The following is a 20168-nucleotide window of genomic DNA, read 5'->3' as shown; positions in this document are numbered from 1 at the left end:
TCCCAGGTGGTTTTTTAGCTGGAGAGCCTAATGTATAAGGACTTTTTTGGGTTTGTCGAACAACCATTTTCGATTGTTCCAAACTCACGTTATTTGTATTTAAGCCAACGTCACAAAGAGGCAATCACACATCTCCAAGCTGGGCTAGGCGATGGCGGTGGCTTTGCTATGCTTACTGGCGAAGTAGGTACAGGCAAAACGACCGTCGCAAAAGCGATGCTGGCGAATTTGGGTGATAACACCAAAGCGGGTCTTATTCTCAATCCCACGTTTTCGAGTAGAGACTTGCTCGAAGCCATTTGCGATGAGTTCAAAATCACCTATCCGCCAGATGCAAACCTCAAACAGCTAAACCAGGTTATCCATCAATATTTGCTGCGTAATTATCGTTCAGGCTGGCAGACATTGCTGGTCATTGATGAGGCTCAACACCTTGCTGCCGACGTTCTAGAGCAGTTGCGCTTGTTGACCAACTTGGAAACCGATACCAGAAAATTGCTCAAAGTGTTGTTGGTCGGGCAGCCTGAATTGCAGCGGTTATTACAAACAACACAACTACGCCAACTTGCCCAGCGTATTACCGGGCGTTATCACCTGTTGCCGTTGGATGAAAAAGAGACAGAAGATTACATCGCATTTCGACTACATACAGCAGGTGGCGACCAGCAACTGTTTAATCGTGCTTCTTGTAAACTTATAGCCAAATACAGTCACGGTATACCGCGGCTCATCAACCTTATCTGTGACAAATCCCTCAACATTAGTTATCACCAGGGTAATGTGGTGGTGGATAAGCAAACCGTTCAGCAGGCCTGTGAAGAGGTGATGCAGTTTCAGGCAGATATTTATCAGCAAGATAAAAAAGAGCGCCGGACTTTCCGTTGGCCTGCTTGGGGCTCTGTCACGGTAGGCCTTATTGCTGCATTAAGTACGGGGTGGGCGGTCGTGAATTATATGCCAGCTCAAGCGACGTCAGTGTTGACACAAGTGACGGAGCCAAGAGTAGAGCCAACACCAACCGTCGTCAGCCAACAGTTAACGGATGAGCAGCGTGCTTTATTGTTAACACAAAAACAGTCGAACCTCGCTGTAAATGATTTGTATCGTTTGTGGGGGTATCAAGCATCGGTTCGCGATAACCTTTGTTTGTCAGAACCGCAGTCGACTATGCGTTGTGAGCGTAAAATGGCGACTTGGCCGCTGTTGATGCAACAAAATCGCCCTGTGATCTTGGAGTTGAATTATCAAGGTGATGTTGGGTATGTCATTCTATATGCCGTCGGTAATGACCAAGCTGAAGTGCTCAATGGTAAGCAGCGTCTCCGTCTGCCAATTTCATGGTTAAAGCCGTTGTGGCAGGGCAATATTATCGAACTGTGGCATGCTCCGCTGAATGAAACATTACGTTTAGACATGGAAGGCCCTGCGATTGAAGTATTAGACCGATTATTAGCAGAAGCGGTGAGTGAGCCACTGCTTGAAACGTCTATTTTTGATGGTGCGATGAAAGAGCGAGTCGAGTTATTTCAACGCTGGCAAGGAATTGGTGTCGATGGTATTGCAGGTAAGCGAACGCTAGACCGACTTCAGCAAAATGTTCAGCCAGATGCGCCTCAACTGGCGAGAATAGAGAAGGAGGACGCATAATGTCAGCTGTGAAACATATAGGTCTGTTCTTGCTGCCAATCACTGCTTCTGCTATTGGAGTCGCTTGGTACTTAGATCTCTTTGCACCGAGTGTTGAAGTAGATACAACGTCCCCGATAGAAAAGGTCGAAGTGGTATCACCTTTCAAAGTATTAGACTATCCAGAGAACACCCAGTTGGCCCAATTGCCAAGAGAGTGGCCAAGTGCAGAGCTATCGCGTGATTTTGGTACATTTACCACCCCCGATGAATACACGAGCCATACACCAAGCAGAGATGAAACACGCAACTCAGCATCAACCCAAACGACTTCTCCTGCTGAAGAGGACCTCGGGTTGTCTTTGGATGATCTGGATTTATCCTCATTATCTCCTGATTTAGCTAGGAAGGTCGAAAATGCCTTATCCCGAGATGATGACAACTCTTCATCACAAACGGCACGCGTGAACGATTTAGAGCGCAACGCTCACCAGTGGCAAGGGCGTCTACCTGCGCTTAATTTGCAAACCCATATGTACGCTAGTGATGAAAATCGCCGTTGGGTGAAAATTAACAATGTTGAGTATCATCAAGGGGATGTCGTTGATGATCAGGTCACTCTAAGAGAAATACAACCGCAAGCTGTGATTGTTGAGTTCCAAGGTGAGCAAATTCGTATACCAGCGTTGTATGAGTGGAAAGGCTAACTCTTGTAGAAACACATCAAGCCAGCGAAATCATATCGCTGGCTTTTTATTTTTCAGAGCATCTTTTGCATCTATTCTGGTGATGATTTTTAGATACTCAAACAAGCAAAATATAGCTTTTCTCAGTCGTTTAAATAGCACCAATATCATTCATCTATTGATAGCGCGATTCCAGTCAGCGTTGTGTAAAAAGACACCATCTTCACGAACTTCGGAGTAATGACTTGGTCCACGTTAGACCCCATCACATAATAGGAGTCTAAACAGAGACACATGCGTATTCTGATTTTTTCTTTAAGTATTGTTGCATCGACAAGCTATGCAGCAAAGCCAGACCCATTCCCAGTTACACCAGATAGTCGCGGGCAAGATTTCATGGTCAGTGCGACGAATCCTTACGTGAGCAGTACCGGTTACTCAATATTGAAAGAAGGCGGTAACGCTGTTGATGCTATGGTCGCGATGCAGATGGTGATGTCTGTCGTTGAGCCAGATATGACCGGAATTGGCGGCGGGACTTTCGCGCTGTTTTATCAACATGACGAGAGAAAATTTCTGGCCCTTGATGGTCGAGATGAAGCGCCCTCTAGCGCGAACCCTGAAATGTTTGTTGAGAATGGGGAAGTACTCAGTCGCAACGAAATATTAGGCCCTCGTTCTGTTGCGGTTCCGGGCACATTGCGGTTGCTTTACACCACTCATGAACAATACGGCAAGTTGCCATGGGCAGAGCTGATTAAGCCGGCGATTACATTGGCGAGCAATGGGTACGCGATGAACAGCTACACCTACGACATCGTAGTAAGAGAGCAAAGCCGACTTGAGCAAGATCCGGAAGTGAAAGCCTTGTATTGGCAAGGGGACGATATTAAGCCGACGGGAACCTTGATGAAGAACCCTAAGATGGCTGAGACGCTGAGGAAGATCGCGCAACAAGGCGATCGTTACCTTTATGGTGGTGAGCTTGGTCAGCACATCGTAGAGACGGTTAATAGTCGTATTGACGACCAACACGAGAAGTTGTCTTTAGAAGATTTTAAACATTACCAAGTGAAGCAGCGTGACATCATTGAGAGCGACTACCGTGGGAATAAAATCGTCTCTTTTGGTTACCCAGCTTCGGGCGGTGTGATGGTCGCTCAGAGTCTTGAACTGCTCGCACCCTATGACATTGCCCATATGGCGAAAACGGATGTGGAACCTTGGCGTCTCATGACTGAAGCGATGCGAATAGCAAAAGCCGATCGTATTGCGTATGCTGGAGATCCGGATTATGTGGAAGCGCCAGTTGAACAGTTATTGTCTAAAGCCTATCTAGATCAGAGACGTGATTTAATCCCTGATAATGGCACTTTAAAAGAGGATCCAAAAGCAGGACAGATAACGCAAACTCAGTATGCGCAATATCAAGGCTTCGAGAGCAAAGATACAGGGCATATTTCTATCGTCGATAGAGATGGAAATGCAATTGCGATGACCAGCACGGTAGGAACGGGTATGGGCTCGGGTGTGATGGTCGATGGCGTTATCTTGAATGCGCAGATGGCTAACTTCTCACCTCTGCCAACGGTTAACGGCAAACCTACACAAAACTCAATTGAAGCGGGCAAGCGTCCACGTTCGGCTATTACGCCATTAATGGTGATGGACAGTGATGATAATTTGCGTTTGGTGGTTGGGTCACCAGGTAGTTCACAAATCCCGGGGTATGTACTCAAAACCGTGGTTGGGGTGCTGGATTGGAACTTATCAGCGCAAGAGGCTATTGACTTACCAAACATTCAGTACGGCACCAAAATAGACCGCACTAAGCCTTATGACCCGACTGGCTTGCTGGTGGAAAAGAAAACGTTCGCAGAAATGCTGGTGCCTGAGTTTATGGAGCTTGGCTACCCAGTGCACGTTATTCCAGTGGTAAGCGGTTTGAATGCAATTGAGCTAAAAGATGGCAAGCTTTATGGCGCAACGGATCGTCGTCGAGCCTCTAGTTCAATGGGGGAGTAGTACTCACTTCTATCAAACGAAGCAAACTAAAAAGCCAGTCAATATCGACTGGCTTTTGCGTTCTTTTTAAAGATAAAAGCGTAAGGGTTTATGCCCAACCCGCAGGAGAGCGCTTTCTACGAGGCATGACATGCGGAAGAATCAAACCAAATAGTAAACCTAAACCTGCAACACCGCCGCCATAAGTGAAGTACTTAAGCAGCATGTCATCTTTTTGTGTATCCAGTTTTGCGCGTAGCTCGCGGTTTTCTGTTTCAACAGAAGTAAGCTGATCACTGATCTCAGAGTATTTATTTTCTAGATCTGAAATTTGTTGGTTACGTGTTTCGAGAGAGGTAACAAGACCGGCTTTCTCTGCATCAGAAGTTTGACGAGCATTAGCAAGCTGCTCTTTGACTTCGGCTAGCTCTTTCTCAATGCGAGGAAGGCGAATTGCCATACTCTCTTGGTTTGTCACAAACTTGCTTTGTACCCAACCAGTGCGACCACGGTCATCACGAACTTGCGTGTAGCCAGTATCTCGGTTGGTTTTAATCAGTTGTACTTTAGAACCGGCGTTAACACTACCAATAATACGGTAGGTGTTATTTGGACCTGAGTGCATAAAAGTGAAGAGGTCATCAGAAATATAACGGTCTGCTGCTAGGGCCGCTGGCGCTGCTAGCAAAGTAAACAAAACCGTGATGATTAGTTTTTTCACAGTAAATCCCTTAACGATTTTTCTTGGAGACAGCGTTGGCACCGAATGATTGGAGCCGGAAATAGACGAATAGTATGCAGTTTCAAACCTCGGTGCAACAAAGAAGGGAGGCAAAGCCTCCCTTTCTGTGCGTTTGAGTCAATAATGACAAAGCGCTTACATTCTATTGACGAGTGTCTTAAGCGAACATCGCTTGAAGTCCGTAGAAGAATACTACGGCCAATAACGCACCCGCTGGTAGTGTAACGATCCATGATGCCACGATGTTACGAACTACTCCTAGGTTCAGTGCTGCGATACCACGAGCAAAGCCAACACCGAGAACCGCACCAACCAATGTTTGAGTGGTTGAAATTGGCAGGCCTGTACCAGACGCTAGAACTACCGTACATGCTGTTGCTAGCTGTGCTGCAAAACCGCGGCTAGGCGTTAGCTCAGTGATGCCTGTACCAACGGTTGCCATTACTTTGTGACCCAGTGTTGCAAGACCGACCACGATACCAATACCACCAAGAGGTAGAATCCACCAAGCGATGGTGCTTTTCGTGCTGATTTCGCCCATGTGTTCAACAGTCGATACGACAGCAGACAGTGGACCAATGGCGTTTGCAACGTCGTTTGAACCGTGTGCAAATGCCATCGCACAAGCGGTGATAACCATCAGAACGCTGAAGATACCTTCCACGCCAGAAAAGCTGCGGTCTTCTTCGCGATTAGCGAATTTTTTCTGGATGTATACGTAGCCGCCAATCATCACAAGTGCTGAAACTGCTGCTGCCCACATCCAAGCTTCACCATTGGTCAGGTGAAGACCAACGTGTTTTAGACCTTTTTTGATGGTTACAAGAGCAATCACCATTGTTGTGATGAACATGTAAACAGGTACAAAACGTTTCGCGTTAAACAGAGGGTTCTCTGTATCAAAAATCAGGCGCTGTGCGCTGACAAAGATAACGTAAGCAAAGAAACCTGAAATCACTGGCGTAATAATCCAGCTACCAACAATGCCTTGAACGCTGCCCCAGTCAACCGCTTCAGTACCTACTGATACGCATGCAAAACCAATGATTGCACCGATGATTGAGTGAGTCGTTGATACTGGCCAGCCCATGTAAGAAGCAAGAAGCAGCCATGTACCTGCTGCTAAAAGCGCAGACATCATGCCGTAGACAAGAACATCTGGTTGACTAGCAAATAAAGAAGTTTCGATTACACCTTTACGGATAGTGTCGGTTACTTCACCGCCTGCAAGGTAAGCACCTGCAAATTCGAAGATCATCGCAATGATGATAGCTTGTTTTACAGTTAGCGCTTTTGAACCTACAGATGTACCCATCGCATTAGCAACGTCGTTCGCGCCAATACCAATCGCCATCATGAAACCAAAAATCGCTGCAACAATAATCAGGACAGTGCCGTAGTTCGCAAGGATATCCATCGTAATACCTAGTTGTTTTATAACAAGCGGAACAAAATTTTACGCGCGCCAAACCATAAGACGATGAAAATAGTCATCGTCCCTATGACACGTGTTAATTATGCTCTTCGTTATGTCGTTAACTTTATGTTTTAAGATCGAGATAGCATGACTTCCAAACGAGCACCTACGCGCTGCGCTTGGTCGGCAATACCACCTACCCATTCAAGAATCTTGTATAGGAACATGACATCGATAGGGTTCATGTCAGCTTCAATCACCATCAACTGTTGGCGAAGTTCAATCTGCATGGCATCGGTATCATCTTCGATAACGTCTAATTGATGAATCATTTCAGCGACGAGCGTCACTTCACGGCCTTTGAAGCCGGTTTCTAGCAATTCATCAAGTTCATTGATTACCTTTTGCGCCTGATCGGCAGCATCAAGACAACGTTGAACGTAAGCGAGGAAGTTTGGTTGGAGAGCCTCAGGGATGACAAGTTGACGACCATATACACGGCCAGCAATGTCTTTTGCCAGGTTTGCAAGTTTGTCCTGTTGAGTCAAAAGCTCAAGCATGTCAGTACGGTCGACTGGCATGAACAAACCGCGAGGCAGTTTTAGACGGATTTCACGTTTCAGCACATCCGCTTCTTTCTCTAGGTGAGAAATTTGTGCACGGATTTCTGCTGCTTTTTCCCAATCACCCTTTGAAGATACTTCAAAGAATTTCACCAAGTGTGAACAACATTCGTTGACACACACAACGTGGCGTTGCAAAGGCTTAATTGGGGACTTTGCAAATAACCCCATAATTGTATTTACTGGCATGGTCATTCAACCTAATAACTATAACCTTAAAAAAACATACACCATTTCTGAGTGCTTGGCGAAATGTTGAACGATGGCTATAAAGGCGCGCATGGTAACGCATTAAATCGCTCATTAAAACTGTTTTAGATCATCATTCCGGCGATATTTCTCTCTTGCCGTGTGAGAAATTACGCAATATCCTGTTTCTATCTGCTTTGAAAGGTATAGCTATGGAAACCGAAATAGAACTGAAGTTTTTTGTTTCTCCTGAATTTTCAGAAACTTTAAAAGAAAAAATTTCTGAGACAAAAGTACTTCAGCATAGTTGTCGTGACTTGGGTAACACCTATTTTGATACTGCCGATAAATGGCTTCGAAAGCACGACATTGGTTTAAGAATTCGCCGTTTTGATGATGTATTCGTCCAAACCGTAAAGACAGCAGGACGCGTCGTCGCAGGCTTACATCAAAGACCAGAATACAATGCTGAGCACACTAGCGACGAGCCTAATCTGTCGCTTCATCCTCTAGATATTTGGCCTCCAGGTAAAGATGCAGAAACGCTGCAATCCGAGCTTATGCCATTATTCTCGACCAACTTCACACGTGAACAATGGCTGATTGGCATGCCCGATGGCAGTCAGATTGAAGTTGCTTTTGACCAAGGCTTAGTTGTAGCCAAAGGTGAAGACGAAGAAGAGAAGCAAGAGCCAATTTGCGAAGTTGAACTGGAACTTAAGTCTGGCCAAACCGAAGCTTTATTCACACTGGCACGCAGCTTTTGCGAGCAAGGTGGTATGCGCTTGGGTAACTTGAGCAAAGCGGCGAAAGGTTATCGACTTGCAAGCGGTTATGCGGGTGATGAAGTAAAATCATTGGCACTTGTGGACAGTAGTCCGACGGATACCGTTGAATTTTGCTTGATCAACTCTTTAGAGCACGCTTTGTCTCATTGGCATTATCACGAGCAAATTTATGCTGAGCGTGACAGCGTGGAAGCACTGCGTGAAATCAGTAATGCCATTCGTTTCATTCGTCAAACATTGACCATTTTTGGCGGGATTGTCCCTCGTCGCGCGAGCGCGATTCTGCGCCAAGAGCTTAAATGGTTGGAAGAAGAACTGAGTTGGTTGGATGAGCATGCACACCTTGAAGAGCTTTTAGATGACAAAGGCAATGTGCTGCGCAAGTTGGATGCGCGTAAGTTCTTAGTATCTGAGTTGACTCAGCAGTTACAAGAGTTGCCAAGCCGTGAAGAAGTGCTAGGGTTGCTCAATTCCGCGCGTTACACAGGGTTACTGCTGGATCTAAGCCGCTGGATCTTAGCGCGCGGTTGGCAGCCATTTCTTGATGAAAAAGCACGTGAAAAAATGGCAAGTAACATCATGCCGTTTTCAGTTACTCAGCTCGATCGCACTTGGGCTGAGCTAATGGAAGCTTTCCCAGCAGAGCGCGATTTGACGGCGCAAGAGTACGTTGATCAGCGTTATCGCTTATTGCGTAACCTCTATACTGGTATTGGTTTCGCGAGTTTGTATAACTCGGATGAGCGTAACAGCTTCCGTTTACCATGGGCGGATCTAGTGCATGGTATCGATGATCTGCTAATGCTGAACCACTTACTCCCGTTGGTTGATATGCTGGAAGACGCAGAAAAAGAGCAGTTAGAACGCTGGTTGCACCGTCAAGAGCGCTCAATTTTGCATGCAATGGATCAAACCCGAGCGATCAGTGTGGAAGTTCAGCCTTATTGGCGTGAATGATCGTTCTGGTGATAAGAACAAAAAAATAGGACCGCATGGTCCTATTTTTTTGTCTCTGTTTTACGTTGTTGTAGCTCTTTTTCCATGAAATCGAGTCGTTCTAGTATTTGCGCTTGTTGGCTTAGGAGCTGCTCGAGCATACGTTCTTTATTGATTGAACTGTGCGTCTGTTGTTTCGTTGGGGCAGTAAGGATAGAGGTGATAAGACCCGAGATCATACCAAAGATACCCACCCCGCAAACAATGATGATGACAGCCAAAAACTTTCCTATGGAGGTCACTGGATAATGATCGCCGTAACCAACCGTTGAGATTGTTACAAATACCCACCACAAAGCATCGGCGCCAGTACGAATATTCGCTTCTGGGTTTTTCGCTTCGATAAACAGCATTGCACTAGAACCGAGTGTTATGAGGATAACCATCAATAGCAGTATAGAGGCGACCGTGGTTTCGCGGCGGTTTTCTTTGAGCTGATGCAAAATGAACTTTGACGAACGCAGTACTAATACCACTCGCATAATATGAAAAATACGAGCAAAGCGCAGGGGCTCTATCAATGGGATGCTCGCCACGAAATCTATCCAATGACGTTTAAGGAATAACCAGCGATCTGTGGACCGGATCAAATCAATGGTGAGCTGTAGTAGAAAAATACTACAGATTATGAAATCCAGACCGATAAGAACTTGACGGGTTTCGTGATCGATCGGGAAAAACAACAAGCCAGAGATCACAAATAGTGCCATAAAAGACAATATTAGTGACAACAGGCCCATCGGTCGTGTGCTGTCTTTGATATCATTGTTTTTCATACGAAGCTCAAAATAAATCGCGTAACCACGCAAAGCGCGAACATAACTATAAGTAATATAAAGATTATAGATAAAGACTATATAAGACTCGGTGGAGAACTGACAATGGAAAAGCTGGCATTTAAGCCATGGGAAAGGGTCATATCCGACATTCGACTGGTGCCTAAAATGGTCATGTTGATGGTCTTCAGCACTGTCCTGATCGTGGCAAAACAACTGTGGGACGCAAACACTTTTTACGACTCACTTTTAGCGGCGACACAAAACGCGCAAGTTGCCCAACAGCATTATGAAGCATACTTAACGCAAGTTGCTTGGCAAACCGCCTTATTGATAGTGGTTTTTGTCGTGCTCTTATTAGCGGCGGCTAGAGTAATGTTGCGTCAAACACAGTATCTGAGCGACGCGATCAAACTGATGGCGAGCAAGAACCTCTCTGTTCCATTTGGTATGGATTGTAAAGATGAATACGGAGACGTGGCACGTGAATTAGAAAAGACACGTCGACAATTGCACGATGTGATTCAAATGCAAATTAATGCGTCTGATGAATTATCAACGCTCACCGAAGTCATGACACTGAGCATGTCGGAAACGAAGGAATCGGCGCAAGAAGAGTTTAACGAAATTGATCAACTTGCTACGGCGATGAGTGAAATGTCGTCGACGGTCCAAACGGTTGCGGAACATGCCCAGACGGCATCTTCTCTAACAGAGCAAGCTTCCGCGCAAGCAATTTCTGGTCAGCAGTTCTTGCAAAGTACAATGGCGAAAATGAGTGAACTTTCATCGGATATCGCTTCATCGGCACAAGCGGTTAACCAAGTTGAAGAACGTGTTGAAGCCATTGGTAGCGTTGTGGGGACGATTCAAGGCATTTCTGAACAAACCAACCTGCTTGCACTGAATGCGGCGATTGAAGCGGCGCGAGCTGGCGAGGCTGGGCGGGGTTTTGCTGTGGTTGCAGATGAAGTTCGTAACCTTGCCCAACGCACACAACAAGCGACGGTAGAAATTCAAGAGATGATCGCACAGCTGCAAACCAGTGCTGAATCTGCGGTAGAACTCATGGAAAAAAGCGTTGTAGAAGCGGCAGATGGAAACGAGCTGGTTTCTAATGCTGGATCTGAGCTCGATGGTATTGTTGGGCAAGTGACGCAAATCAATGACATGAACTTCCAGATCGCGACGGCGTCTGGTCAGCAAAGCAGTGTTGCAGAAGAGATGAGCCAAAACCTCACCAATGTACGTGAGTTGGTGGAAGCCTCAGTTGTTGTTGTTACCGAGCTGCTAGAAACCTCTGAAATGATGCAAAATAATGCAGGTGAGCTAGACAAGAAGATCAAATCTTTCCAAGTTTAATATTCGATCCCGAACTTTTGATAAAACGCCCACAAACCTTTTGTGAGCGTTTTTATTTGCTTTCAGTCTGGTATAAAGAATGAGTTACCGTGCTTTTCAAACAAGGAAGAAAAATGCAGCTGCCTTCGCCACTGATTTCTATCGCTGAATCTGCCGTACAAAACGCCCAAGACGCAGGTTATTTTCCCCTTTGGCCCGATGAGGTTGCGCAGCAATTTCGTTATGTGGCGGGCTTAAGCCAATTTATAACCGAAGCCATTCATCGCGATGAAGTCCTAGGCCGTGAGTTGCCAAGTATGTTAGCGCAGCCAAGTCGTCAGGAGTCTTACCGCTCACGTCTTGCTGAACTGTTGGAACAATGTCCTGATGAGATGTCTGGTCATCGCGTGTTGCGTCAGTTTCGCAACCGAGAAATGGTGTACATTGCGTGGAAGGATTTCACGCATGCATGGTCTCTAGAGACGTCTTTAAGCCACTTATCTGAGTTGGCAGAAGCGATGATTTTTGAAACCTATCAATGGCAATATCAAGTGTGTTGTCAGGAGTGGGGCACGCCAACAAGTGAGGACGGTGAAGTGCAGCCGATGTTAATTATCGGCATGGGGAAACTGGGTGGTGGCGAGCTAAACTTTTCTTCCGATATTGATCTAATTTTCACGTACCCAGAGAATGGTGAAACCCAGGGCGCACGCCGAAGCATTGCCAATGCCCAGTTCTTTACTCGTCTTGGTCAACGCATCATCAAAGCGCTCGACCAACAAACCTTCGATGGTTTTTGCTACCGCGTCGACATGCGACTTCGCCCATTTGGAGAAAGTGGCCCCTTGGTAATGAGCTATGCCGCACTTGAAGATTATTACCAAGAACAGGGGCGAGATTGGGAACGTTACGCGATGATCAAAGCTCGGGTGATGGGATGTGAGATGTACCCGCAGTATCAAGAGCTACGCCAAATGCTGCGCCCTTTTGTTTTTCGTCGTTATATTGATTTCAGTGCGATTCAATCTTTGCGTCGAATGAAGTCGATGATCAGTAGCGAGGTTCGCCGCCGAGGGTTGAATAACAACATTAAGCTAGGTGCGGGTGGCATCCGAGAAATTGAATTTATCGCTCAAGTTTTTCAATTGATTCGAGGTGGTCGAGAACCTTCTTTGCGTAATCGAGGGCTATTGGAAACACTGCAAGGCATTGAAGAACTGGCATTGCTTACTCCACAAGAAGTCAGCGATCTAGAATCTGCATACAAGTACTTGCGTCAATTAGAAAACTTGTTGCAAGCAATGGCGGATAAGCAAACCCAGACGCTGCCTGATTGCGAAACCGAACGCTTAAAGCTCGCCACCGCGATGAAAATAAGCTGTTGGGAGCAATTGATTGAGCAAACCCAGCAGCATATGGCAAATGTTCACCAAGTTTTTGAATCACTAATTGGTGATGATGAAGAAGACGAGGGGACTACTGTTGCTCGTCATTTTCATGAGCTATGGGATATGGCCGACAAACAAGACGTTCTTGAGCATATCTTGCAGCAGGATATTCAGATTGAAGACTTTGCTTCATGCGCGAAAACCATCATCAACTTTAAAACCGATCTGGCCAAAAAAACGTTAGGCCCACGTGGACGCGAAGTGCTCAACCGTTTGATGCCGAAAGTGTTTGATGCGGTCTTTGCCCATCCTGATGCACAGTTTGGTTTATCTCGTGTACTTCACTTGCTACACAACATCTGCACTCGCACGACTTACTTGGAATTATTGGATGAGCATCCAGCGGCTCTGGTGCAGCTCGTACGTTTGTGTACCGCAAGCCCAATGATTTCAGAGCAGCTGTCTCGTTATCCTATCTTGCTTGATGAGTTGATCGACCCTGCGCAGCTGTACAATCCCATTCCATTAGACAGTTACCGTACAGAGCTACGTGATTATTTGGCGCGTATTCCTGAAGATGATATGGAACAGCAAATGGAAGCGTTGCGTCAGTTTAAGCAAATTTGTATTTTGCGTATTGCAGCGGCAGATATTGCTGGCGCATTGCCAGTGATGAAAGTGAGTGACCATTTAACTTATTTAGCGGAAGCTATCGTTGATGCGGTGATCAGTCAGGCTTGGTTGCAAGTGTCTGAAAAGTACGGCGAGCCAACGCATGTGAAAGATCGTGAAGGTAAAGGCTTTGCTGTAATTGGTTATGGTAAAGTCGGAGGGTGGGAGCTCGGCTATAACTCCGATTTGGATATTGTCTTCATGCATGACTGCCCAGTCAATGTCTACACTGACGGCAAGAAAGAGATTGATGGTCGTCAGTTCTACCTTCGTTTAGCACAGCGTATCATTCATATTTTCTCCACTCGCACCGCTTCCGGTATTTTATACGAGGTCGATACCCGATTGCGTCCGTCCGGTGCATCGGGTTTGTTGGTTAGCCCAACGGACGCGTTCGACGACTATCAACATCAAGACGCGTGGACATGGGAGCATCAAGCACTTGTCCGCGCGCGCATGATTTATGGTGATGAACCACTGGCAATTGCATTTCACAATACGCGGCATGATGTGCTGTGCAAAGCACGCGATCAAGCTGAACTGAAAAAAGACGTTGTCGAAATGAGAGAAAAAATGCGCGGTCATCTTGGGGGGAAAAAGCCAGGCCGCTTTATGCTCAAGCAAGATGTAGGTGGGATTACCGATATCGAATTTCTCGCTCAGTACCTAGTGCTCAACTATAGTCACGATAAGCCGAAATTGACGCGTTGGTGTGATAATGTGCGCATCTTTGAAACGCTCATTGCGCAAGATGTTATGGACGAAGACCAAGCAATGCAGTTGATACGTGCTTACACGACAATGCGCAACGAAATACACCGCCGAAATCTACTCAATTTAGACGCTGATGTGGTGGAAGATAAGTTTGTTGCCGAAAGGGAGTGGGTAAAACAGGCTTGGAATCAGTGGTTCAGTTAAGACCATATATTTAGCCTCGATAAGGGCTGTGATAAACTCACTTCGATTTAATTTTTGGAGACCAACAATGAAACCAATTCTACCTGATTACAACAGCGCTGGTGTGCTCATCATCGGTGATGTCATGCTAGATCGTTACTGGTATGGCCCAACCGGGCGCATTTCTCCTGAAGCGCCGGTTCCTGTTGTAAAAGTAGAAAACAATGAAGAGCGTCCTGGTGGTGCTGCGAACGTTGCGATGAACATCGCATCATTAGGTGGCCATGCTCACATTGTTGGTCTAACTGGGGAAGATGAGCCTGCAAAAGTGCTGACGGAGACGCTGAGCTCGCTCAATGTGAAGTGCGATTTCGTTGCGCTGCCTGATTACCCAACGATTACGAAGCTTCGTGTAATGAGCCGTGGACAACAGCTTATTCGTCTCGACTTCGAAGACAAGTTTGAAAACACAGATTCTGCGCCAGTGTTATCTCGAATGGATGCCGCACTGCCAAACGTTAAAGCCGTGATTATGTCTGACTACGCAAAAGGTTCGTTAGAGCATGTTCAGGCATACATTCAAAAAGCGCGCGCAGCAAATATTCCGGTTTTCATTGACCCGAAAGGTGCTGATTTTGAACGCTACCGTGGCGCAACACTTCTTACGCCAAACATGAAAGAGTTCGAAGACGTTGTAGGTAAAGTGAAATCTGACCAAGAGCTAGTAGAGAAAGCACTGGCTTTGGTTGAAGAGTTTGAATTTGAAGCGCTTTTAGTGACACGCAGCGAAAACGGAATGACCTTGATTCGTCGTGGCCAGGAACCGTTCCACCTTCCAACTCAAGCGAAAGAAGTGTACGACGTGACAGGTGCGGGCGACACGGTTATCTCTGTATTGGCAGCGTCTGTTGCCGCAGGCAAATCATTTGAAGAAGCGTGTGCACTAGCAAACGCAGCGGCAGGTGTTGTAGTTGGTAAACTAGGCACGTCAACGCTTTCTGAGATTGAATTAGCAGAAGCGGTACATGGCAGCCAAGACACGGATTACGGTGTGATTTCAGAAAAAGCACTGATCGAAGCGGTGAAAAAAGCACGAGCTCGTGGCGAGAAAGTCGTTATGACAAATGGCTGCTTTGATATTCTGCACGCTGGGCATGTGTCTTACTTAAACCATGCTGCTGAACTGGGCGATCGCCTAATCGTTGCGGTAAATACCGATGAGTCAGTAAAACGCCTTAAAGGCCCTGGTCGTCCGGTAAACCCAACCGATCGCCGCATGGCGGTGTTGGCAGGTTTGGGCGCTGTGGATTGGGTTGTACCATTTAGTGAAGATACGCCGCAGCGTTTGATCTCAGAAGTTCTACCAAGCTTGCTAGTAAAAGGCGGTGACTACAAACCAGAAGAGATTGCTGGTGGTAAAGAAGTCATTGCGGCGGGTGGTGAAGTTCGTGTATTGAACTTTGAAGATGGCTGCTCGACCAGTGAAATCATTAATGCAATCAAAGGCGGTAAGGGCTAAGCCTGCTGTTTGTTAGCATTGAAATGCTATTTGCTCATAAAGGTCGCTAAGTGCAGCCTTTTTGATACTTTTAGTTCAGAGGCACTTTTAAGCTCTGAACTACAAGTAATAAAAAACGCCAGCTGATAACTCAACTGGCGTTTTTTATTTATTAAGACCTGAAGTATTCAGTTCGCGGTTATTTTGCCGCTTTCAAACCTGCATCAACGTCCAAGATGTCTTGTTCGCTTAGCGTACCAACTGCTTGGCGTAGCTGAAGAACACTTAAAATGTAGTCGTAACGAGCGTTCGATAGGTTTTTGTTCGCATCGTATAGACGACGAGTCGCGTCCAGTACATCAACGATAGTACGAGTACCTACATCAAAGCCAGCTTCTGTTGCTTCTAGTGCAGAGCGTGCAGAAATAACCGCTTGCTCATACGCACGTAATGCGCCGATAGAGGCGTTAATGTTGTTGTTTTGTGCGCGAACATCTTTGACTACGCTACGGTACTGTGCTTCAAGATCTTCGCTTGCAGCTACGTACGCGTATTCAGCTTGTTTGGTTTGAGAGGTTACGTTACCACCTGTATATAGCGGTACAGCAAGGTTCACACCGATATTGAAGTTGTCTGTCGTGTTGTCACGAGAGCTATGAGAAGTATCACCGTAGTTGTAACCACCATCTAGAGAGAGCGTTGGTAGGTGGCCAGAGCTTGCTAGTGAAATATTGTCACGCGCAATGTCTTGAAGAATACGTGAAGATAGCAAGGTCAGGTTTTTGGTTTTTGCTTCATCAATGAGCGATTCAGCAGGTACGGTCGATGGGCTAGCAGTGAAGCGGCCAGTGTCCAAAATGTTGAGATCTTTGTGCTCTTGGCCTGTAATTTCACGCAGTGACTCGTAGCTATTAGTGAGCGCGTTTTCTGCCAACACTTCGTCCGCTAGCACTTGGTCGTACTGAGCTTGTGCGTCATGCACGTCAGTGATTGCAGACAAACCTACTTCAAAACGCTGTTTAGTTTGCTCAAGTTGACGGCCAACCGCGGCTTTTTCTGCACGTACGAAAACAAGATTATCTTGTGCGCGTAGAACTTCAAAATACGCTTGTGACACGCGAAGAATCAGTGCCTGTTGCGTCGCTGCGTAAGTTGCGTCTGCTTGGCGAGCACTTTTCTCAGCAGTATCTAGAGAGATCCAAGATGCGCGGTTGTAAAGTGCTTGTGAAAAGCTAACGCCAGCGGTTAGCGCGTTGCCATCGTTTGATACGTCACTAATTAGATTTGAATCGTATTCAGTATCACCACGAGTTAAATTGTAACCCGCAGTAAGGTTGATCTGTGGTAATAGAGCACTACGGCTTGAGGTGATTGCTTCGAAAGCTTGGTCACGTTGTGCTGCTACACTGAGCAATTGTGGATCATTTTGTTTTGCCAAGTCGTAGATTTCAGCCAAAGAGTCTGCGAACGCAGACGTACTCATGCTACCTAGCGCTGCACTGATAAATAGTGGAAGCAATTTTTTCATTTTCTATTCCCGCGGTCCATAGATTGGTTAATTCTCAGTAGTTTAACTCAATTTGCACGATATTTACTCTAAAGTTTGCACTTTTTTACACGTAATTATCCACTTGTGCAATAAGTTTTTAGCAAAGACTTAAATTAATTTGTAACTATTATACAAAAAGTTGAGCCAAGTCCTTTGAGCAAGCGAATAACAATGAGTAAACTACAGGATTCACTCAGAGAGGTGTTGAATGCAACAGCGTGACAAACAACAACAAGATTTTACTTCGCGAGATGTAAAAGTCATCTCGAAAGAAACCTTATTTGAAGGTTTTTTCAAAATGGTGAGATACCGCTTTCAGCATAGGCTATTTGCTGGTGGTTGGAGTGGAGTTGTCGAACGAGAAATGTTCGAGCGTGGTCACGCAGCAGCGATGCTTCCTTATGATCCCAATACGGACCAGGTCGTAATCATTGAACAGATTCGTATTGGCGCGTTGGAACATGAGCACCCTTGGCAGCTAGAAATTGTCGCAGGTATGATTGACCGCGATGAATCTGCTGAAGCCGTAATTCGTCGAGAGGCTGTCGAAGAAGCGGGGATTCAGGTGGGGCGCGTTATACCTGTCACTTCTTATTATCCTTCGGCTGGTGGTTGCTCGGAAAAGCTAGACGTCTTTGTTGGTGAAGTGGATGCGTCTAAAGCGCACGGCATTCATGGTTTAGACTATGAGAATGAAGACATCCGAGTTCATGTCATGAGTCGTGAAACGGCGTATCAATGGGTGAAGGACGGAAAATTTGAAAATGGTGCGTCGATTATTGCGTTGCAATGGCTGCAATTACACCATCAAGAGTTAAAGTCAGAATGGGGACAATCCCAAACGGTGGAGAGTGAGTAATGGCACTATTGGCTGAAAAACAACAATATCATGTTGATTTAGCTGGTCTTATGAGAACGTATGAGACCAACTACGCTAAGTTGAACGCCTTATTGCCTGCTTCTGCCGAAGTTGGGGATGTACGTTGCTACCAAGCGGCGAACATGGTTTACCAATTGACCGTGAATGAAATCACAAAATACACCACAGTTGTTGAGATATGTCAGAGTGATGAAACGCCAGTGTTTCCTTTACCGACGATGTCTGTCAGGCTTTATCATGATGCGAGAGTAGCCGAAGTATGCTCAAGCGGAGAGTTCTCTCGCATAAAAGCTAAGTATGATTATCCCAATGACCAACTGATGCAGAAAGATGAAAAGCATCAATTAAACACATTCCTCGGTGAATGGCTGACGTTTTGTTTACGAAGTGGTATCAGTAGAACACCACTTGCCTTCAATTGATCGTCACGTCACTAAAGGAAAATAACAAATAACGATATAGTGGACGAATCAGGTTTTCATTTTGCAATCATCTAGTGACAGCATCAAACTTTTACAAATTACGGATACTCATCTGTTTGCTGCCGATGAGGGAAGTTTGCTAAGCGTAAAAACAGTCGATAGCTTTAATGCTGTTGTTGCTGATGTTTTACGCCGCAACGTGGCGTTTGATTACATCTTGGCGACGGGCGATATTTCCCAAGACCATAGTGCAGAATCTTATCAGCGCTTTGCCAACGGCATTGAACCGCTAGAGAAAGACTGCTTTTGGCTACCTGGTAATCATGATTACAAGCCTAATATGGGCAGTGTTTTGCCTTCGCCACAAATCAAAGCCGCAGAGCATGTGTTGCTTGGCGAGCATTGGCAGTTAATTCTTTTAGACTCGCAAGTTGTTGGCGTTCCTCATGGGCGCTTGAGTGATCAGCAATTAACGCTACTCGAAGAAAAGCTAGCCGAACACCCAGAAAGACACACACTTGTTTTGTTGCATCATCACCCGTTACTGGTGGGAAGCGCGTGGCTTGATCAACATACTTTAAAAGATGCCGAAGCGTTTTGGCAGGTTGTCGAGCGTTTTGATAACGTGAAAGGCATTCTCTGTGGTCATGTTCATCAAGATATGAATGTGCTTCACAAGGGCATTCGAGTGATGGCAACACCCTCAACTTGTGTTCAGTTTAAGCCTAACTCGGATGATTTTGCCCTTGATACCACTTCGCCTGGTTGGCGGGAGCTGCAACTACACGCTTGTGGCGATATTACGACCCAAGTAGGTCGGCTTCCTGATGGCCAGTTCCAACCAGACTTCTCTTCTAACGGCTACTAACGCGCCCGAGCTCTCTGTTCGGGCTCGCTTTTTTGTGCGAGATATCTATGAGTAAACCTTCACTTCTTCTCTATATCCATGGCTTTAATAGCTCTCCACTCTCCATGAAAGCGAATGTGATGAGAGCCTACTGCGAGCAACATAGGTCTGATATCAAGGTGATTGTTCCCCAGTTACCTTGTTATCCTCAGCAAGCGGCGAAAATGTTGTTGGATATTATCGAGCAATATAAAGACGACTATAAAATTGGTCTAGTGGGCAGTTCATTAGGCGGTTTTATGTCAACGTGGCTAAATGACAAGTTTGGGTTTAAAGCGGTAGTGGTCAACCCCGCAGTCAAGCCTTATGAGTTGCTAGTAGATTATTTGGGTAAGCAAACTAACCCATATACGCATGAAACCTATACACTTGAAGCTTGTCATATTGACGAGTTAAAAGCTCTTGATGTACAAAGCATCGCGTCGCCACATTCTTTTTGGTTATTGCAACAAACAGAAGATGAGGTTTTAGACTATCGACAAGCGGTAGATAAGTTTGCAGACGCTAAGCAAACAGTAGAACAAGGCGGTGATCACAGTTTTGTAGGCTTTGAGCGTTATCCTGCACAGATTATCGAATTTCTAGAACTGTAATTCGAAAGCGATTGGAAAAGGCTCATAGTTTTTATTGATATATCCAACCGTTTCTTGACATGGGCGGTATGCTTTCCGACTATGTTTTGCCAAAAGATCTTAAGGGTCGAGGACCCTGGCTACTTTGTTATGCATCATGTTTACAAACTCTTAGTGATGTGAACAGGGTGGCTT

General features: G+C 45.8%; 16 protein-coding genes. 11 read left to right on the top strand and 5 right to left on the bottom strand.

Annotated features, from left to right (window positions below):
• Positions 1-30: 30 nt before the first annotated feature.
• From R8O70_RS03350 to ggt, 3 genes are all read left to right on the top strand, one after another.
• Complete coding sequence (locus R8O70_RS03350) at positions 31-1647, top strand: ExeA family protein (protein ID WP_017820254.1); 1617 nt, start codon at positions 31-33, stop codon at positions 1645-1647.
• A complete protein-coding gene (locus R8O70_RS03345; protein WP_017820253.1) occupies positions 1647-2333 on the top strand; it encodes a general secretion pathway protein GspB in 687 nt (228 codons plus the stop codon). Before R8O70_RS03350 ends, R8O70_RS03345 begins: the two co-directional genes overlap by 1 nt.
• A gap of 273 nt (positions 2334-2606) precedes the next feature.
• The gene (ggt, locus tag R8O70_RS03340) at positions 2607-4337 is read left to right on the top strand and encodes a gamma-glutamyltransferase (protein WP_086046520.1); all 1731 of its coding nucleotides are present in this window, start codon (positions 2607-2609) and stop codon (positions 4335-4337) included.
• 88 nt (positions 4338-4425) lie between these two features.
• Here ggt and R8O70_RS03335 read toward each other — a convergent pair whose 3' ends face one another.
• From R8O70_RS03335 to R8O70_RS03325, 3 genes are all read right to left on the bottom strand, one after another.
• Entirely contained in the window at positions 4426-5037 is a 612-nt protein-coding gene (locus R8O70_RS03335; protein WP_005379900.1) for a TIGR04211 family SH3 domain-containing protein, read from the bottom strand.
• A gap of 178 nt (positions 5038-5215) precedes the next feature.
• Positions 5216-6475 carry an inorganic phosphate transporter gene (locus tag R8O70_RS03330; protein WP_005379898.1) on the bottom strand — a complete coding sequence of 420 codons (1260 nt, stop codon included), beginning with the start codon at positions 6473-6475 and terminating at the stop codon, positions 5216-5218.
• 131 nt (positions 6476-6606) lie between these two features.
• On the bottom strand, positions 6607-7287 hold the full coding sequence (locus R8O70_RS03325; RefSeq protein WP_005379896.1) for a TIGR00153 family protein: 681 nt from the start codon (positions 7285-7287) through the stop codon (positions 6607-6609).
• A gap of 212 nt (positions 7288-7499) precedes the next feature.
• On the opposite strand from R8O70_RS03325, the gene R8O70_RS03320 reads away from it, so the two are divergent.
• Complete coding sequence (locus R8O70_RS03320) at positions 7500-9032, top strand: inorganic triphosphatase (protein WP_005379894.1); 1533 nt, start codon at positions 7500-7502, stop codon at positions 9030-9032.
• 41 nt (positions 9033-9073) lie between these two features.
• Here the strand turns inward: R8O70_RS03320 and R8O70_RS03315 are convergent, their stop codons facing one another.
• Positions 9074-9847, bottom strand: coding sequence for a potassium channel family protein (locus R8O70_RS03315; RefSeq protein ID WP_005387432.1), 774 nt, complete (start codon positions 9845-9847; stop codon positions 9074-9076).
• A gap of 105 nt (positions 9848-9952) precedes the next feature.
• On the opposite strand from R8O70_RS03315, the gene R8O70_RS03310 reads away from it, so the two are divergent.
• From R8O70_RS03310 to hldE, 3 genes are all read left to right on the top strand, one after another.
• A complete protein-coding gene (locus R8O70_RS03310) occupies positions 9953-11209 on the top strand; it encodes a methyl-accepting chemotaxis protein (protein WP_005379890.1) in 1257 nt (418 codons plus the stop codon).
• Positions 11210-11322: 113 nt separating this feature from the next.
• Positions 11323-14166: a bifunctional [glutamate--ammonia ligase]-adenylyl-L-tyrosine phosphorylase/[glutamate--ammonia-ligase] adenylyltransferase gene (gene glnE / locus R8O70_RS03305; protein ID WP_258625268.1), complete on the top strand. Its 2844-nt coding sequence runs from the start codon at positions 11323-11325 to the stop codon at positions 14164-14166.
• A 67-nt stretch (positions 14167-14233) separates the two neighbouring features.
• Positions 14234-15664, top strand: coding sequence for a bifunctional D-glycero-beta-D-manno-heptose-7-phosphate kinase/D-glycero-beta-D-manno-heptose 1-phosphate adenylyltransferase HldE (gene hldE / locus R8O70_RS03300; RefSeq protein WP_017633601.1), 1431 nt, complete (start codon positions 14234-14236; stop codon positions 15662-15664).
• A 178-nt stretch (positions 15665-15842) separates the two neighbouring features.
• Here hldE and tolC read toward each other — a convergent pair whose 3' ends face one another.
• Complete coding sequence (gene tolC, locus R8O70_RS03295) at positions 15843-17171, bottom strand: outer membrane channel protein TolC (RefSeq protein WP_005379884.1); 1329 nt, start codon at positions 17169-17171, stop codon at positions 15843-15845.
• A 229-nt stretch (positions 17172-17400) separates the two neighbouring features.
• Here tolC and nudF point away from each other — a divergent pair, with 229 nt between their 5' ends.
• The 4 genes from nudF (at position 17401) to yqiA (ending at position 19994) form a co-directional block, all read left to right on the top strand.
• A complete protein-coding gene (gene nudF / locus R8O70_RS03290) occupies positions 17401-18051 on the top strand; it encodes an ADP-ribose diphosphatase (protein WP_258625265.1) in 651 nt (216 codons plus the stop codon).
• A complete protein-coding gene (locus R8O70_RS03285; protein ID WP_258625263.1) occupies positions 18051-18494 on the top strand; it encodes a DUF1249 family protein in 444 nt (147 codons plus the stop codon). The genes nudF and R8O70_RS03285 overlap by 1 nt, the downstream gene beginning before the upstream one ends.
• A gap of 61 nt (positions 18495-18555) precedes the next feature.
• On the top strand, positions 18556-19362 hold the full coding sequence (cpdA, locus tag R8O70_RS03280) for a 3',5'-cyclic-AMP phosphodiesterase (protein ID WP_005387419.1): 807 nt from the start codon (positions 18556-18558) through the stop codon (positions 19360-19362).
• A gap of 47 nt (positions 19363-19409) precedes the next feature.
• On the top strand, positions 19410-19994 hold the full coding sequence (yqiA, locus tag R8O70_RS03275) for an esterase YqiA (RefSeq protein ID WP_005379875.1): 585 nt from the start codon (positions 19410-19412) through the stop codon (positions 19992-19994).
• Positions 19995-20168: the final 174 nt, after the last annotated feature.

The organism is Vibrio sp. 779(2023), from assembly GCF_033344285.1.
GTDB lineage: Bacteria > Pseudomonadota > Gammaproteobacteria > Enterobacterales > Vibrionaceae > Vibrio > Vibrio alginolyticus.
Note: the sequence above shows the minus strand (reverse complement) of the source record. Positions and strands in the feature narration are given on the sequence as shown.

Bases quoted from the DNA above. Each gene is read 5' to 3' on its own strand.
- R8O70_RS03350 (WP_017820254.1), top strand. From the start codon at position 31: ATGTATAAGGACTTTTTTGGGTTTGTCGAACAACCATTTTCGATTGTT.
- R8O70_RS03345 (WP_017820253.1), top strand. From the start codon at position 1,647: ATGTCAGCTGTGAAACATATAGGTCTGTTCTTGCTGCCAATCACTGCT.
- ggt (WP_086046520.1), top strand. From the start codon at position 2,607: ATGCGTATTCTGATTTTTTCTTTAAGTATTGTTGCATCGACAAGCTAT.
- R8O70_RS03330 (WP_005379898.1), bottom strand. From the start codon at position 6,475: ATGGATATCCTTGCGAACTACGGCACTGTCCTGATTATTGTTGCAGCG.
- R8O70_RS03325 (WP_005379896.1), bottom strand. From the start codon at position 7,287: ATGCCAGTAAATACAATTATGGGGTTATTTGCAAAGTCCCCAATTAAG.
- R8O70_RS03320 (WP_005379894.1), top strand. From the start codon at position 7,500: ATGGAAACCGAAATAGAACTGAAGTTTTTTGTTTCTCCTGAATTTTCA.
- R8O70_RS03315 (WP_005387432.1), bottom strand. From the start codon at position 9,847: ATGAAAAACAATGATATCAAAGACAGCACACGACCGATGGGCCTGTTG.
- R8O70_RS03310 (WP_005379890.1), top strand. From the start codon at position 9,953: ATGGAAAAGCTGGCATTTAAGCCATGGGAAAGGGTCATATCCGACATT.
- glnE (WP_258625268.1), top strand. From the start codon at position 11,323: ATGCAGCTGCCTTCGCCACTGATTTCTATCGCTGAATCTGCCGTACAA.
- hldE (WP_017633601.1), top strand. From the start codon at position 14,234: ATGAAACCAATTCTACCTGATTACAACAGCGCTGGTGTGCTCATCATC.
- tolC (WP_005379884.1), bottom strand. From the start codon at position 17,171: ATGAAAAAATTGCTTCCACTATTTATCAGTGCAGCGCTAGGTAGCATG.
- nudF (WP_258625265.1), top strand. From the start codon at position 17,401: ATGCAACAGCGTGACAAACAACAACAAGATTTTACTTCGCGAGATGTA.
- R8O70_RS03285 (WP_258625263.1), top strand. From the start codon at position 18,051: ATGGCACTATTGGCTGAAAAACAACAATATCATGTTGATTTAGCTGGT.
- yqiA (WP_005379875.1), top strand. From the start codon at position 19,410: ATGAGTAAACCTTCACTTCTTCTCTATATCCATGGCTTTAATAGCTCT.